The sequence below is a fragment of the Pantoea sp. At-9b genome, from assembly GCF_000175935.2.
GTDB lineage: Bacteria > Pseudomonadota > Gammaproteobacteria > Enterobacterales > Enterobacteriaceae > Pantoea.
This window is the reverse complement of the sequence record NC_014839.1, coordinates 282,143-295,225: the sequence shown is the minus strand read 5'-3', so window position 1 is coordinate 295,225 and position 13,083 is coordinate 282,143. Positions and strand designations below refer to the sequence as shown.

General features: G+C 46.6%; 9 protein-coding genes, 1 tRNA gene and 4 pseudogenes. 7 read left to right on the top strand and 7 right to left on the bottom strand.

Features of this window, described 5'->3' with window-relative positions; all coding sequences use genetic code 11:
* Positions 1-2,470: 2,470 nt before the first annotated feature.
* From PAT9B_RS31535 to PAT9B_RS31265, 3 genes and pseudogenes are all read right to left on the bottom strand, one after another.
* A pseudogene (locus PAT9B_RS31535) lies at positions 2,471-2,722 on the bottom strand (recombinase family protein).
* 228 nt (positions 2,723-2,950) lie between these two features.
* On the bottom strand, positions 2,951-3,109 hold the full coding sequence (locus tag PAT9B_RS30050; protein WP_013512134.1) for a YqaE/Pmp3 family membrane protein: 159 nt from the start codon (positions 3,107-3,109) through the stop codon (positions 2,951-2,953).
* A 391-nt stretch (positions 3,110-3,500) separates the two neighbouring features.
* Positions 3,501-3,734, bottom strand: a pseudogene (locus tag PAT9B_RS31265) (DNA polymerase V).
* A gap of 197 nt (positions 3,735-3,931) precedes the next feature.
* On the opposite strand from PAT9B_RS31265, the gene PAT9B_RS31530 reads away from it, so the two are divergent.
* Positions 3,932-4,144 carry a DinI-like family protein gene (locus PAT9B_RS31530; protein ID WP_071883944.1) on the top strand — a complete coding sequence of 71 codons (213 nt, stop codon included), beginning with the start codon at positions 3,932-3,934 and terminating at the stop codon, positions 4,142-4,144.
* A gap of 92 nt (positions 4,145-4,236) precedes the next feature.
* On the opposite strand, the gene PAT9B_RS31260 is transcribed toward PAT9B_RS31530, so the two are convergent.
* From PAT9B_RS31260 to PAT9B_RS25255, 3 genes are all read right to left on the bottom strand, one after another.
* The gene (locus PAT9B_RS31260) at positions 4,237-4,290 is read right to left on the bottom strand and encodes a DUF1493 family protein (protein ID WP_255360081.1); all 54 of its coding nucleotides are present in this window, start codon (positions 4,288-4,290) and stop codon (positions 4,237-4,239) included.
* 98 nt (positions 4,291-4,388) lie between these two features.
* Positions 4,389-4,586 carry a hypothetical protein gene (locus PAT9B_RS31255; protein ID WP_223300507.1) on the bottom strand — a complete coding sequence of 66 codons (198 nt, stop codon included), beginning with the start codon at positions 4,584-4,586 and terminating at the stop codon, positions 4,389-4,391.
* A gap of 768 nt (positions 4,587-5,354) precedes the next feature.
* Positions 5,355-5,429, bottom strand: a tRNA-Ile gene (locus PAT9B_RS25255).
* Positions 5,430-6,266: 837 nt separating this feature from the next.
* Between PAT9B_RS25255 and PAT9B_RS30420 the strand changes: the two are divergent.
* From PAT9B_RS30420 to PAT9B_RS31235, 4 genes and pseudogenes are all read left to right on the top strand, one after another.
* Positions 6,267-7,347: pseudogene (locus PAT9B_RS30420) on the top strand (transposase).
* A 16-nt stretch (positions 7,348-7,363) separates the two neighbouring features.
* Positions 7,364-8,108, top strand: a pseudogene (locus PAT9B_RS31525) (zinc-binding dehydrogenase); the annotation flags it as partial.
* Positions 8,108-8,542, top strand: a complete 435-nt coding sequence (locus PAT9B_RS31240; RefSeq protein ID WP_223300506.1) for an MBL fold metallo-hydrolase — start codon at positions 8,108-8,110, stop codon at positions 8,540-8,542. The pseudogene PAT9B_RS31525 and the gene PAT9B_RS31240, both read left to right, overlap by 1 nt.
* Complete coding sequence (locus tag PAT9B_RS31235; protein WP_223300505.1) at positions 8,485-8,967, top strand: hypothetical protein; 483 nt, start codon at positions 8,485-8,487, stop codon at positions 8,965-8,967. Before PAT9B_RS31240 ends, PAT9B_RS31235 begins: the two co-directional genes overlap by 58 nt.
* Before the next feature lie 28 nt (positions 8,968-8,995).
* On the opposite strand, the gene PAT9B_RS25230 is transcribed toward PAT9B_RS31235, so the two are convergent.
* A complete protein-coding gene (locus PAT9B_RS25230; protein ID WP_013512130.1) occupies positions 8,996-9,889 on the bottom strand; it encodes a LysR substrate-binding domain-containing protein in 894 nt (297 codons plus the stop codon).
* A 217-nt stretch (positions 9,890-10,106) separates the two neighbouring features.
* Between PAT9B_RS25230 and pckA the strand changes: the two genes are divergently transcribed.
* Together pckA and PAT9B_RS25220 are read left to right on the top strand one after the other, a co-directional pair.
* Positions 10,107-11,726, top strand: coding sequence for a phosphoenolpyruvate carboxykinase (ATP) (gene pckA, locus PAT9B_RS25225; protein ID WP_013512129.1), 1,620 nt, complete (start codon positions 10,107-10,109; stop codon positions 11,724-11,726).
* Positions 11,727-12,028: 302 nt separating this feature from the next.
* Positions 12,029-13,021: a sugar phosphate isomerase/epimerase gene (locus PAT9B_RS25220; protein WP_013512128.1), complete on the top strand. Its 993-nt coding sequence runs from the start codon at positions 12,029-12,031 to the stop codon at positions 13,019-13,021.
* Positions 13,022-13,083 lie beyond the last annotated feature (62 nt).

Genomic DNA, 13,083 nt, shown 5'->3' with positions numbered 1-13,083 from the left:
TAATGGAAAAGTAGCGATTTCTACCGAAAAATGTTGAGTAGCCTATTACCCTGTACAACCAGACAAATAATTTAAAAAAAGCGAACACACATGAAATAAAAAAATCCAGTTAAAACATAAACTTAATTAGAGAACAGTTAGTTTATTAAGAATTACCTCATAAGATGAATTAAGCCTATTCCTATATGAAGAAATAAGTTGATTGAACGCCACCTAATTTTGGGATAATGTACATTTACGGTAACGCCGTGAATTATAATAAAAATCACGATAAATATTTGACCACACTGTGGCCATCACCCGGTGTGGTTTTTTTTCAAGCACAGACGTCTAAATTGCTGGCCCCTCACCATTCCTCGCGCGGATTAGGTGGCGATAATCGTGCAGGTCTAGCATTACTGGCCTAGTTCATAAAAAGCGAAGCCTATCGCCATAGTAGATAAGAGATTCGGATGCTGCGAAGTACCTAATAGAATTTTACTCAAAGTGATGACTTTATATTGAATCCGGGAGACAACATGGCGTATCGTTACTTTAAGCCAAACCATATGCTGCTAGCGTATGTTGTTGTTGGCATTGCTTATCTTGCTGTTATTCTAATGTCATACTTCATGTGAATCCCCGAGGAATATATCAAATAAGAGATTTCTTAACTTCTCCTAATACATCATATGACTATGATAATTATTCTTTATCACTCTCCCCCGGAGTCAGACAATCACAACTCAGGGATATTTTTTGCGCTAACGATACCTGTTGCTAAACTCAAAGTGTGGCATGCCACACCGACATGCCATGATATACTTATATTGGTGGATTCGCTTACCACAGCCCGCAATGTGTGCGGGCTTTTTTTCTGTTACTGCGGCAGGCAAAACACTATTCGAATAGTGTGCTCTTTCACATGTATCAGACATATTACTAAATAAAATTTAGTTACACTATCCCAGCTCAGTGCGAATTTTCTTGAAACTTCATATCAGATATGAACCGATAGTTTCCTGATTCGTTCTGAATTAATGCTTACCTTACGAAGTTTGTCTCTGCCATTATCACCAGAATATTAAACTTAAATCACCATCAATTCAGAATATCACATTTAATAATAAATGTCATTGTTACAACTCAACATTAGTGATGTGATGCAGTGCATTATTGACACTCACTTTTTTCCCGACCATTTATCTGGGGCGGGCTTTTTTACGGTATTCCATAATGTTGCTATAGTTACTTACGGTCTGATTCACTGACAGCCCATTAGCTGAACATTCGTGATCCTCATTTCTAGCGCACCATCCCTAATGGGATCGCATTTTTTTATCGCCAGGAATGAGTTATATCATTTCCCATTATCACGTATGGGAACTACATTTATATAGAATTTGCTGGTTCCGTATTGACGGTGCAGATTATACCCCGACCTAAACACCGTTTTTTCACTTCGTACCATTATATTTTATTTAAGTCTAACATCCAAAAATTATTCACCCGACTGAAAAAATAAATCATCGTTTCTCTAATGCACAACTGCACTTTCGTCTCTATTATTGAAGTGCATCACATACGGCACGCGTGTTGCATACAAGATTTTTTGCCTTTCTGAACACTTCAAGTGCCATGCGCAAGTATTTTTATCGAGGTGATATGGCTCAGCTAAACTGTAGATGCAGCGTAGCAACACATACTGTTGCGATACTATACGAGATAATCATTGCCCGCGCTGCCCCCCGGAGTACATGATTTTTTGTAAGACAAATCTCACGCGCCTTTAGGACCCTGCCAACATGACATTAGATTGATAAAATGTAACAATTCAACTTTCATTTTGAATTTGAAATCAACACAATCCGATGAACAGAATTATCAGTAGCCAGATATTAAAAAATAAGTCAGAGATTAACAATCAGCGGTCAGAAGAAGATATTGCCAGCTACCATAAGAAAGTGCAGGATTCTATTAATATTCTTAGAAAAGAATTAAAGCGAGTTGAGAAGATTAAGAACGATGTAGAATTAAACAAAAAACCGACATATGGTTGAATCAAATTCCCCTGGTTACTACCATTCTACTGATAATTGGGTTCGGAGTGCTGTGGCCGTTTGCCCAGAAATGGATAGGCTATTAAATTAAACAAAGATTTTCTTATTCCAAATAATAACCGACCATGCTCAATGGTATTAGTATACCATAATGTAACCCCTCCAAATTCTATTATTTCTATCGAAGTTGGCCATGTAACCCAACCCGGAGAGCGGGATTTTTTTATTTACCTCTCAGGGCCACCTGCCGTGTAGCAGGTATATAACGGTAAATTGTCTTGGGCGAGACTACCAGCACTAGCGCAACCTAGTTCAGGGGGCTCCGTTAATAATTATCCTTTTTGCCCTCACCACTACTTCACGCGCCATAATACTCCTGCGTCAACCAATGCGCCCATCTGGCCCGCGCTGCGGCCAAACCGGCTACCGTTCTACACAATCAGCTCACGTACCATTTCGGCGAGGGCACCAATAACATGGAAAAAGAAACGCCCCATTGGCGTTCCGGTATCAATACTGTCTGTCAGGCTTCTGAGTTGATACCCTTCTCTTTAAGTTCTTCAATCAGCATCACCAGATTGCGCATACTGCGACCAAAAACGGTCAAGTTTCCACACAACCAGCATATCACATGCTTTCAATATCCTGATCACCCAGCGCGGTCCTGGCCGATCGGCCTTAATGCCATTTATTTTACCTTCGAAAATCAGATCACATTGTGCGATCTGAAGCGCGGTTCGCTATAAATCCGTTCTCTGGTCATTTGTTGACACCCTAAATGACCGATCAGCATCGGTTCTCCGCTCGAAAAACAGGGATCGATCAAACCTCCATCAGTGATACAGTCAACAATCTGGAGTTGTTGACCGGGGAGGCAGAGCGACGCATTTGCACTGCAATCTAATATCAGGTCAATTGCGTGTTTGCACCCAGAACGCATGAATCAAACCCGGAATATAGCCCAGCAATGTCAATATAATGTTCAGCAGGAATGCCCAGCCAAATCCTTTTCCGATAAGGACGCCAAGCGGCGGTATGAGGATAGTAATGACAACTCTCCAGAAACCCATAAAAACTCCCTATAAATAAATCATTCTCTGATAACTGTCTGTTTCTGCGTTAATCATAGCCGCGTACGCAGAGATTGCCAGTTTATCTTGTTAATTTTCCTGTTGTTACGTTATGAAATCTTGATTTAAACCTGCGCTTCAGAGAATAAGAAAATGATTAACAGCAGGTTGAGGCCAAACTTGGCTGGACCATTCTGTAGATATCGTAAATTTTTTGTATAACGCTGGTACTGCCACGTCATATCAGTGCTACCTATAACTTGGATACCCCTTTCTTTCTCAGCCTTCCTGCCCGTTCCAATAGTTCGGCCCTGCATTTTTTCGGCTGCCTATGCTGCATTAGTACGTTCGACAATCAACTATCGGTCCATTTCTGCCCAAGACGTATTACTCATCCGTTTGGGTTGAATATCTGGAACAGGCGTTCTTCACCTTCGGTTGTTGAGATATCACGAAATGTTGTTGTGTGTGTCTCGATCCATTTGTTGGCTGCACGCAGCATGTAATGCCAGTTTAGACGACCCAGCTCCTGCACAAAATTGAGAGTGCTGACTGTGAAACGCCCGACGGCATCCCGCTATATTGCCTGTTTGAATGCAATCATAATTTCATAGTCGCGTAGCATCGCCTGTCGCTCTTAAATGTACTGAATATGCGAACAGTGTTATTGAATGATTGGGTGTGATCGAGTCAATCACGGGAGGTCTCTGAGAAGAGATTGTCGGTAAGGGATTTTTAGTTGAATAGGAGTCGGCATGATTGCTGAAGTGACTATCGCAAGAGTGAAAGACATAGGCTCCAATAGATACGTAGAGGGAGGAGCTGAAAAAGCGACTCAACCGGAGCTATCCCTATCTGTATGTCGTGTTCAAAAACGCCAATAATGACCACCTGTCAGTGTTGAGATCGAAGGATAAGGAAGGCGACAAAGAGGTTGTTTCGAAGGTTTTTCAGGAGACGTGGGCATCTGCTGACGACAGGTCCCACTCTATAGTAATGACATTGCACCACCATATCGTATCATGGAATCCATGATGTACCTTCCCCGTGCCCTCCCCGGAGCGCGGTTTTATTTGAGAGCAAACTAATTTCTGCGGGAAAATGATGTTGCGGATGACTGGTAACTGTTAATAAATCCAGCACCCCGCTTGCGCTGACTCAATGAGTATCCTTATGGTCAATGGTTCAGGGGGTTGTATCGGATATTTTTTTGCGACTTAGGCCGGAGAAAATTTGGCAGGGAACCTTTCTCATAGAACCAGTAAGCAACAAAATTGAATCAGCTGCCATCCATTTTAAACCGGGAAAAGTAGTTCCACATAATTTCCTCTGCTGTTTCACTAGCCCACGGATATTTTCCGATCGTAAGGCTGGTATCGTATGTCGGAAGCGGTCTCGATTTTGCGAAAAGCGGCTTTGGATTATAGTTATCCTCCTGCCATTTGATAACCATCTCTTCAACCGCGTTGGCCACCATATCCGATTATCTTCCCTTGCAATGCTGCTATAGATGCTTAGCGTCGTGCTAAAACTGATCCAGAAGACATCATTCATTACAAAAGCAACACCAAGGATAGGTATCCACAGACCAGCAAAACATCCCAGATTATTCACGTAACTGAAGCGCAGGTGACGGATTGTGGGCGTACAACAATGCAAGCAGGCTATCCCAAAAGCCTGTGTCTTTTTCCGGCATGCGCTCATCCTCACTTCCATTAGTTGAAAGGTGCTGTCTGATATCTTCAAAAAGTGCGTATCGCTCTTTATTATGACGAGGTCCTGTTTGGAGTAACTGGAGATAGCAAAGGAACGGGAACTGCTTAATCAGTTATTCAGGTAAAGCATTTGAAAATAAACAACTCTGAAGGCCTGTGTAAGAATTGACCTAAGAGATTAAGTTAGAAGAGGAGTATGTTTCGTCTCGGGTACAACCCAATCCCTTGAGGAGACTTCACTTTTCGTCCCGTATACATATATTGCGAGGCTTTTTTATTAAAAAAGGCCGCCGAAGCGAGACTTAGGGTTTGCTGTAAATTGTAGTTACGTCTGCGGTGCCGGGTGCCTCCCGGTGATTCAGAAAAGCCAGAACCTGAATCGTCACACAATAACCGAGGAATCTTTCTGGCTTGGCCCCTCCGCTAGGGGGATTCACCGCATTAAATTCAAATTATCAAAACATGACACAGAAGAAAACCCTGCCGCAGATCGGCGTTAATTACCTGACTCGTCAACCGCAGGGATTATCTGGTGCCGGTTGCAGGTATCCAACCAACGACATACTGATTATAGGTCAGGTGCTCTACCAATGAGCTAAACCGGCAAAACAAAAAGCCCCATCGGTTAAGACGGGGCTTCCGGCCTGACATGCGAGATGAATGATTGGACCGATGATCAGATCGCGTCAGGCGATAGTTTATTTACAAAATCTATTTTTAGATGTCAAGCACGTTAGCTCGCGCTGAGGATAAAGTCGCTCCACCTGCAGAGACTTGCCACAGAAATGCAGGGGGAGAAGCTCTGTGCATTTGAGCTAAAGCCACTGAAACAGGTGCGTGTCAGTTTACCTTTAACAATTTCAGGTAAACTGTAACCGGGCAACATATTCACCTTAGCAACCAATATCTTAATTTTCCTCATAATCTGTCCCTGCGACGATTCGGCTTTTTTCCAACAGCGCACCATATTGTCAGTTACGTGAAGGAATTATTGACAGTATTTAATAATTCCGTAATTCCAATGACCCGAATTTGTGAAAAGATTATATTTACGGGGCTAGTGACTAACCTTTTTATAACTGCAATATAAGCTGACTGAAGGCATAATGTCCTTACGCCGCCGCGTAAACACAGTGATATTTTTTCATTCGGATATTTCATTACTGCGCTACCAGCGCCAGCCTCCTGATTAACCATGTTGCCATCTCATACCCTCTGATTCTCCATTTTGTTCCAGAAAATGAGAAGGGCACACCTAGAGGTGCCAACCAGGCCTCTGAACATTAAGTATTATGCAGTAAATAACTCTGCCTTTATCATCATACCCGTTCACAAACGGATATTGGGATGGCTACCGTCATGGTGCAAGTATCCCGGTGAATAAAACCATTCAGTTTTTAAGATCTTCCGGCACACTGATGATGTAATCTGAGAAGATCACCATGCGTAAAGCCCGATTCACCGAACATCAGACCATTCTCGCTGTGAAGTCTGGTGAAGACGGATGTACCGACAAGGATGTCTGCCGTGAAGCAGCCCTTTCCGAAGCCAACTGTTACAACTGGAAAGCGAAGTTTGGCGTTATGGAATCTACTGATATCAAAAAGATGAAATACTTGGAGGATGAAATCCGTCGCCTCATACAGATGTTTGCTGATCTAAACCTTGAATGCCGGGCACTTAATGACGTCATTGAAAGTAAGCTTTAAAACCAGCGATAAAGCGTGCGCTCGTCGGTTATCTGAACGCACAATTTACTATGAGCGACCGCCAGTCCTGCAGGACGTTATCGCTTAGCAGGACGGTCTATTTTTACCAGCGCGATGGACCGGTGATCCAGGTGCTGACTGAGCTGGCAGAAAGCTACCCGCGATAAGGTTTTAAGAAGCGATTCCAGTTGCTGCGCAGGCAAGGTAACGCTGGAACCATAAACGCGTGTACCGGATTTACTGCCTACTGAAACTGAATTTTCGTTACAATGGAAACAGCGTTTACCGGTACTTAACCCGTCACCACTGGTGAAGCCTGAGGCGTTTAACCAGCGCTGGTGATAGTTTTTATGCATGATGCGCTGGTCTGTGGCAGACGCTTCAGGACCTTCAATGTGGCGGATTACTTTAACGGCGTGGCCCTCGCAATTGAAATCGATCTGAATATCCCGGCACAGCGAATGATCAGGGTTCAGGACAGGCTCGTGGTAAACCGGGGCTATCCGCTGAAACTGCGGATGGACAACGACCTGAAACTGGTTTCGCCGACGCTGGAGCAGTGGCCTGAAGAGCATGATTTATCAAACCGTGAAAGCCACGCAGATGCCTTACCGAAAGGTCTAACCGGACGTACCGGACAGAAATTTTGAGTTTATTTCTGTCAAGAACCCTGAAGGAAGCACAGGAAATCACCGAGCGCTGACTGACCAAATATTCCAGCGAGCGGCCTCATAAATCCCTGAATAACCTGACACCGGAAGAGTACCGGCTGATGGCTGAAAAACCGGAAACCACAAAAAGTGCGTTGAACTAAAACGGGTTTACTTACAATAATTGAAGAATACGGTATGTATGGCGAGATCTCCAATGCCCCGCTGCATGCCGTGATCATACACCCGGTGAATATCTCTTTTACCAGCGGCGCAGCCAGCTGGATGATGTATATCACACTGCGTATGGTGCGCTGGTGGAGCTCAGAACATTACAGGTGGACCAGAATGTAGTCATCCGGACCGCCTCCAGCAGTGTTGGGCTAGCCGCTATTCAGATTAGTAATATACAGGGAGCCAAATCGATCACCCTTACCCGCACGAGCGAGAAACGGGAGATGCTGTTGAAAACGGGCGCAACTGCCGTGATTGCCAATCACGGAACAGGGCATGGTCACGGAGTCCCTGCATGTGAACGCACAACAGGGCATACATATCGTTTTCCGCCCGGTTGGCGGGCCTAATATGGCAAAACTGACCCAGGTAATGGCCCATCTGATCATATTTTTCCAGTACGACGCCCTCGACAGCCGCAATCTGATGTCCCGGCGTTTGATATCCTCAACAATCACCTCAACCTGGCGGTTATGAACGGTTTGAAATCATGCCGGATGCTGAAAAACTGGCGCGCGCAAAATCCTTCGTGCTGGATGGTTTGCGTTGCGACAAACTACAAACGTTGATTGATAAGACCCTCAGTCTGGATGCGATTGCAGAAGCCCATCGTTACATGGAGTCCAACCGACAGGTGGGCATGATTGTTGTTACTCTATCTGAAAAAATGATGAAATCAGGGAGTATCTAATGGGTATGCAACCTAAGTGGCAGGCACCAGCAATTAACCGTACACAAGTTGGCGATATGCTCGTCACTATGCTGAGTGATGGCTATCTCGATGTATCTTTTGAATTACTGTCGGGGATTAATGGCTCATGGGCAGAAGCGTTACTCCAGCGTCGCGGTGCACCGGTCGCGCCGCGCATCAATATCAACGTTTATGTGGTCCAGACCGCGCAACATACCATCCTGATTGACAGCGGCGCAGGAGGGATTAAAGGCTGGGGTGGAAGATTGCCGGTGGCACTGGCAGCCGCAGGTATCGACCCGTTGCAGATTGATACTATTCTGTTGACCCACGCGGCAGCCTCGCAGCTCCCTTGCAGACGCCGCTGTTTCGAAATGTGCAGCAGCTATTTATCCACGAAAAAGAACTGGCGTTCTGGCGCGATCAAATCATAGCTGCCAGTGCTCCGGATGCGTTTCGCCCCTACTTTGAGCTGGCGGGTAACGCTTTTGGCACTTATCACCAAAAACTGGTGCCGTTCCGCGAAGAAGCCATTCTACCGGGCATCCAGGCCGTACTGTTGTTCGGGCACACGCCGGGGCATAGCGGTTATCTGCTAGGTGATGAGAAAGCATCGTTGCTAATCTGGGGAGATATTGTGCATTTCCCGCATATTCAGGTGTCACAGCCAGAGGTGACCATTGCCTTTGACAGCGATCCCGCTGCTGCCTCACAAGTTCGCGGCAAAATGCTGGATCGGGCAGCCAGTGATAACCTTGCCGTCAGTGGGATGCATTTTAACTTGCCTACCACCGGGAAAGTGATACGCGAGGGTAACGGCTTTACACTCAACTACGACCTCTGGTCGCCGCTGATTTGACGAATGGGCGGCGCAAAAAATTGCGCCGCTACACCAGGCGGATATTCTGCGATTTAATATGTTGCCAGAAACGCTCCGCCGCCAGATTCAGTCGCGCTCCTGAACGATACACATAGGCCGAAATCGGTAACGACAGCGTACCATCCAGAATCATCAGCTTGCCTTCACGCAGTTCACGCTGAATCGAATATTGCGGCAACCACCCCACCCCATGTCCGTTAACAATCATCCGCTTAAGCAGCTCGCTCATCGAGGAGACAAAGCTGAGCGTAAACGTATTGTCGGGGATTTTATCAATCACCTGATTCACCTGACGTCCCATATAACTGTCGTTGGCATATTTCATCAAGGGCAACCCGCCCTGATTAAGGCTAAACAGCGGCCTGCCATCGACATCACAGGGAGAAACCAGATGCAAAAATGAATCAAAGATTTTGTGGTGGATAAACGGATAATTCATAAACTCTTCGTTGTAGAAGGTCAGAATAAAATCGCTTTTGCCTTCTTTGAGATTATATACCGCCTCATCCACGTTGATCGACTCGACGTAATGAATCCTTTCAGCACTGTCGGCAAAACCGGCAATCAAGGTGGGAAGTAACAAAACAGACAGTGAGGGGGCGGCATCAAACTTGATACTTTGGCGGAAATTATCCAGCCCTTGAATCCGATTCAGCTGGTAATCCATATCATCCAGCATATTGCGCGCATAGCTGACAAAACTTTTGCCCTGGCGGGTAAGCTGCAACGGATTTACACTGCGATCAAAAATCGCAAAGCCAATCGCCGATTCCAGCGACTGAATACGGCGGCTGAATGAGGACTGGGAAATGTTGCGCTTTTCAGCCGCTAACGTGAAGCTCCGGGTCTCTTCCAGAGCGATAACATCATAAAACCACTTCACTTCCAGATTACTGACCATCGCGCTGATTCTCACAAAACACTGACTTCCTCCATGCAAAGTATGCATGGCACATAGAAATTATGCAATCAATGCATCTGAATGTTGGTGCTAGTATCCAGAACAGTTGCATAACTGAACATCGCTATTTCATTAACAGCTCAGTTAACTGTCAAACAAACTAACGGCCGCAGTGCTATGCAGCCCAATATTCAGCCAGCAATCAGTCAGGTATAACATGTACAGCTCAGAGAAGATTAACACAGCCCTGTCAGATTTAGGGATCACCAACGTGAGCGAAGTGATCTACAACCCCGAGTATGACCTGCTCATCGAACATGAAACCTCGGCAGCGTTAAGCGGCTATGAGCGCGGTATCATGGCTGCTTCTGGCGCGGTAGCAGTCGATACCGGTGAATTTACCGGTCGTTCGCCGAAGGACAAATATATTGTCCGTGATGAGCTAACCAGAGATACCGTTTGGTGGTCTGATGCTGGGACTGGCCGTAATGATAACAAGCCACTTGCGCCGTCGGTGTGGGCTGAACTGCGTCATCTTGTCTCGAACCAACTATCTGGCAAGCAACTTTACGTGGTAGATGCCTGGTGTGGTGCCAGTAACGATTCACGGCTAGCGGTGCGCTTTATCACCGAAGTTGCCTGGCAGGCCCACTTCGTAAAAAACATGTTTATTCCTCCACTGGCTGATGAGTTGGCAAATTTCGACCCTGATTTTATTGTGATGAACGGGTCAAAATGCACTAATCCTAACTGGCAAGCACAGGGTCTGAACTCTGAGAATTTCGTCGCGTTTAACCTGACTGAAAAGATGCAGCTAATCGGCGGCACCTGGTATGGCGGCGAGATGAAGAAAGGTCTGTTCTCAGTGATGAACTATTTTCTGCCGCAGCGAGGCATCGCCTCCATGCACTGTTCCGCCAACCGGGGTGTGGCAGATGATGTGGCGTTGTTCTTTGGTCTGTCCGGCACCGGCAAAACCACCCTTTCCACCGATCCTCAACGTGAACTGATCGGTGACGATGAACATGGCTGGGACAACGAAGGCGTATTTAACTTTGAAGGTGGCTGCTACGCCAAAACCATCAATTTGAGCGAAGCGGCAGAGCCAGAAATTTACCGTGCGATTCGTCGGGATGCGCTGCTGGAAAACGTGGTGGTGCTAGATGACGGTTCGGTGGATTATGCGGACGGCAGCAAGACCGAGAACACTCGCGTCTCTTACCCGCTGGCGCATATTGAGAATATCGTCAAGCCGGTATCACGCGCGGGCAATCCGTCTAAAGTGATTTTCCTCGCGGCTGACGCCTTTGGTGTATTACCTCCGGTATCACGCCTGACTACTGATCAGATGAAATATCATTTCCTATCAGGATTTACCTCTAAACTGGCCGGAACAGAACGCGGCATTACCCAGCCTACGCCCACCTTTTCTGCCTGCTATGGTGCTGCGTTCCTGATGCTGCATCCAACGCAATATGCCGAAGTGCTGGCAGAGAAAATGGCGGAAAGCGGGGCTGAAGCCTGGTTGGTGAATACCGGCTGGAATGGTGAGGGTAAACGCCTTTCCCTGCGTGATACACGTAATATCATTCGTGGCATTCTTGATGACAGCATTGTATTGGGTGATAACACGGTGCCGGTGTTCGGCCTGTTGATCCCGGACGAGGTGCCGCAAGTCGAGTCACGTCTGCTGGATCCGCGCAACGGCTGGGCTAACGCGGAACAATGGCAGGAAGAAGCGGAAAAACTGGCGCGACTGTTTGTGACGAACTTCAGCCAGTATACCGGGACCCCGGAAGGGAAACGCATTGCACTGGCGGGACCAAACGCAGCATAACCAAACGATACCCGTCATTGTTCAGGCAGTGGCGGGCATCTGCTTTATCTTCAGGTATCCAATAAGCTTCTGATTTACCCCTCCTTCGATTTCTCCTCATTCACTGACCCTGACTGAACACAGTTTTTTTGTGATTCTCGCTGCAATTTCAGCCTTTAAGAGTGGATGAAAACCACACAACACTCGCACAATAGAATATATAACCATACTTGAATATATATTCTATCACAATGAGTTACTGACATCCGTATTCGTAGCGAATCTCTCAACATGATCATTCGAAGGTTTAAGGAGAACATCTTATGAGTACCTGGAACTACCCAAAATTCGGCGCGGGCTTGTGGCACTTCGCAAACTATGTTGACCGTTATGCAGTCGATGGTTATGGCCCGGCCCTGAGCACGCTGGAGCAAATCCGCATCGCTGGCACCGTCGAAGACCTTTCATATGTTGACGTTCCCTATCCCTTCACTGAGGGAGTCAGCGTCAGTGATGTCAAACAGGCGTTGGCTGCGGCGGGTTTGAAAGCCATCGGTGTTACCCCGGAGATCTACTTACGTCGTTTTTCTCGGGGAGCGTTTACTAACCCGGACCCGGTACTACGCAAGCAGGCATTTGATCTGATGCATGAAGCAGCCAGCGTGGTGCGTGAGTTGGGGGCTAACTATGTCAAGGTATGGCCAGGTCAGGATGGTTGGGATTATCCATTCCAAGTCGACCACAAAAATCTCTGGCGGCTGGCGGTTGATGGCATGCGCGAACTTGCCAGCGCCAATCCGGACGTAAAATTTGCCATAGAGTACAAACCCCGCGAGCCACGGGTCAAAATGACATGGGATTCCGCAGCGAGGACGCTATTGGGTATTGAGGAAATGGGGCTGGATAATGTCGGTATTCTGCTGGACTTTGGGCATGCATTATTTGCCGGCGAGTCACCTGCTGGTTCCGCGCAGCTGATTATCGATCATGATCGCTTGTTCGGCATGGATGTAAACGACAACCTGCGCGGCTGGGATGATGACCTGGTGGTGGGAACGGTACATATGACGGAGATCTTCGAGTTCTTTTACGTACTGAAGATCAATAACTGGGAGGGAGTCTGGCAATTGGATCAGTTCCCGTTCCGTGAGGATAATGTGGAAGCGGCTAACCTGTCGATTCACTTCCTGAAGCATGTGTATCGTGCGTTGGATAAGCTGGATATTGCAGGATTGCAGGCTGCGCAAGCGGAACAGAACCCGTTGCTGGCGCAGAGGATTATTCAGAATGCGTTGCTGACGGTGATTGAGGAGTGACGACGAGTTTATTTTGTGAATGATGAAACATAGCCTAAGCACTTTTTGTTTTGATGCCATGC

Bases quoted from the DNA above. Each gene is read 5' to 3' on its own strand.
- PAT9B_RS25220 (WP_013512128.1), top strand. From the start codon at position 12,029: ATGAGTACCTGGAACTACCCAAAATTCGGCGCGGGCTTGTGGCACTTC.
- pckA (WP_013512129.1), top strand. From the start codon at position 10,107: ATGTACAGCTCAGAGAAGATTAACACAGCCCTGTCAGATTTAGGGATC.
- PAT9B_RS30050 (WP_013512134.1), bottom strand. From the start codon at position 3,109: ATGGGTTTCTGGAGAGTTGTCATTACTATCCTCATACCGCCGCTTGGC.
- PAT9B_RS25230 (WP_013512130.1), bottom strand. From the start codon at position 9,889: ATGGTCAGTAATCTGGAAGTGAAGTGGTTTTATGATGTTATCGCTCTG.
- PAT9B_RS31240 (WP_223300506.1), top strand. From the start codon at position 8,108: ATGGGTATGCAACCTAAGTGGCAGGCACCAGCAATTAACCGTACACAA.
- PAT9B_RS31255 (WP_223300507.1), bottom strand. From the start codon at position 4,586: ATGGTGGCCAACGCGGTTGAAGAGATGGTTATCAAATGGCAGGAGGAT.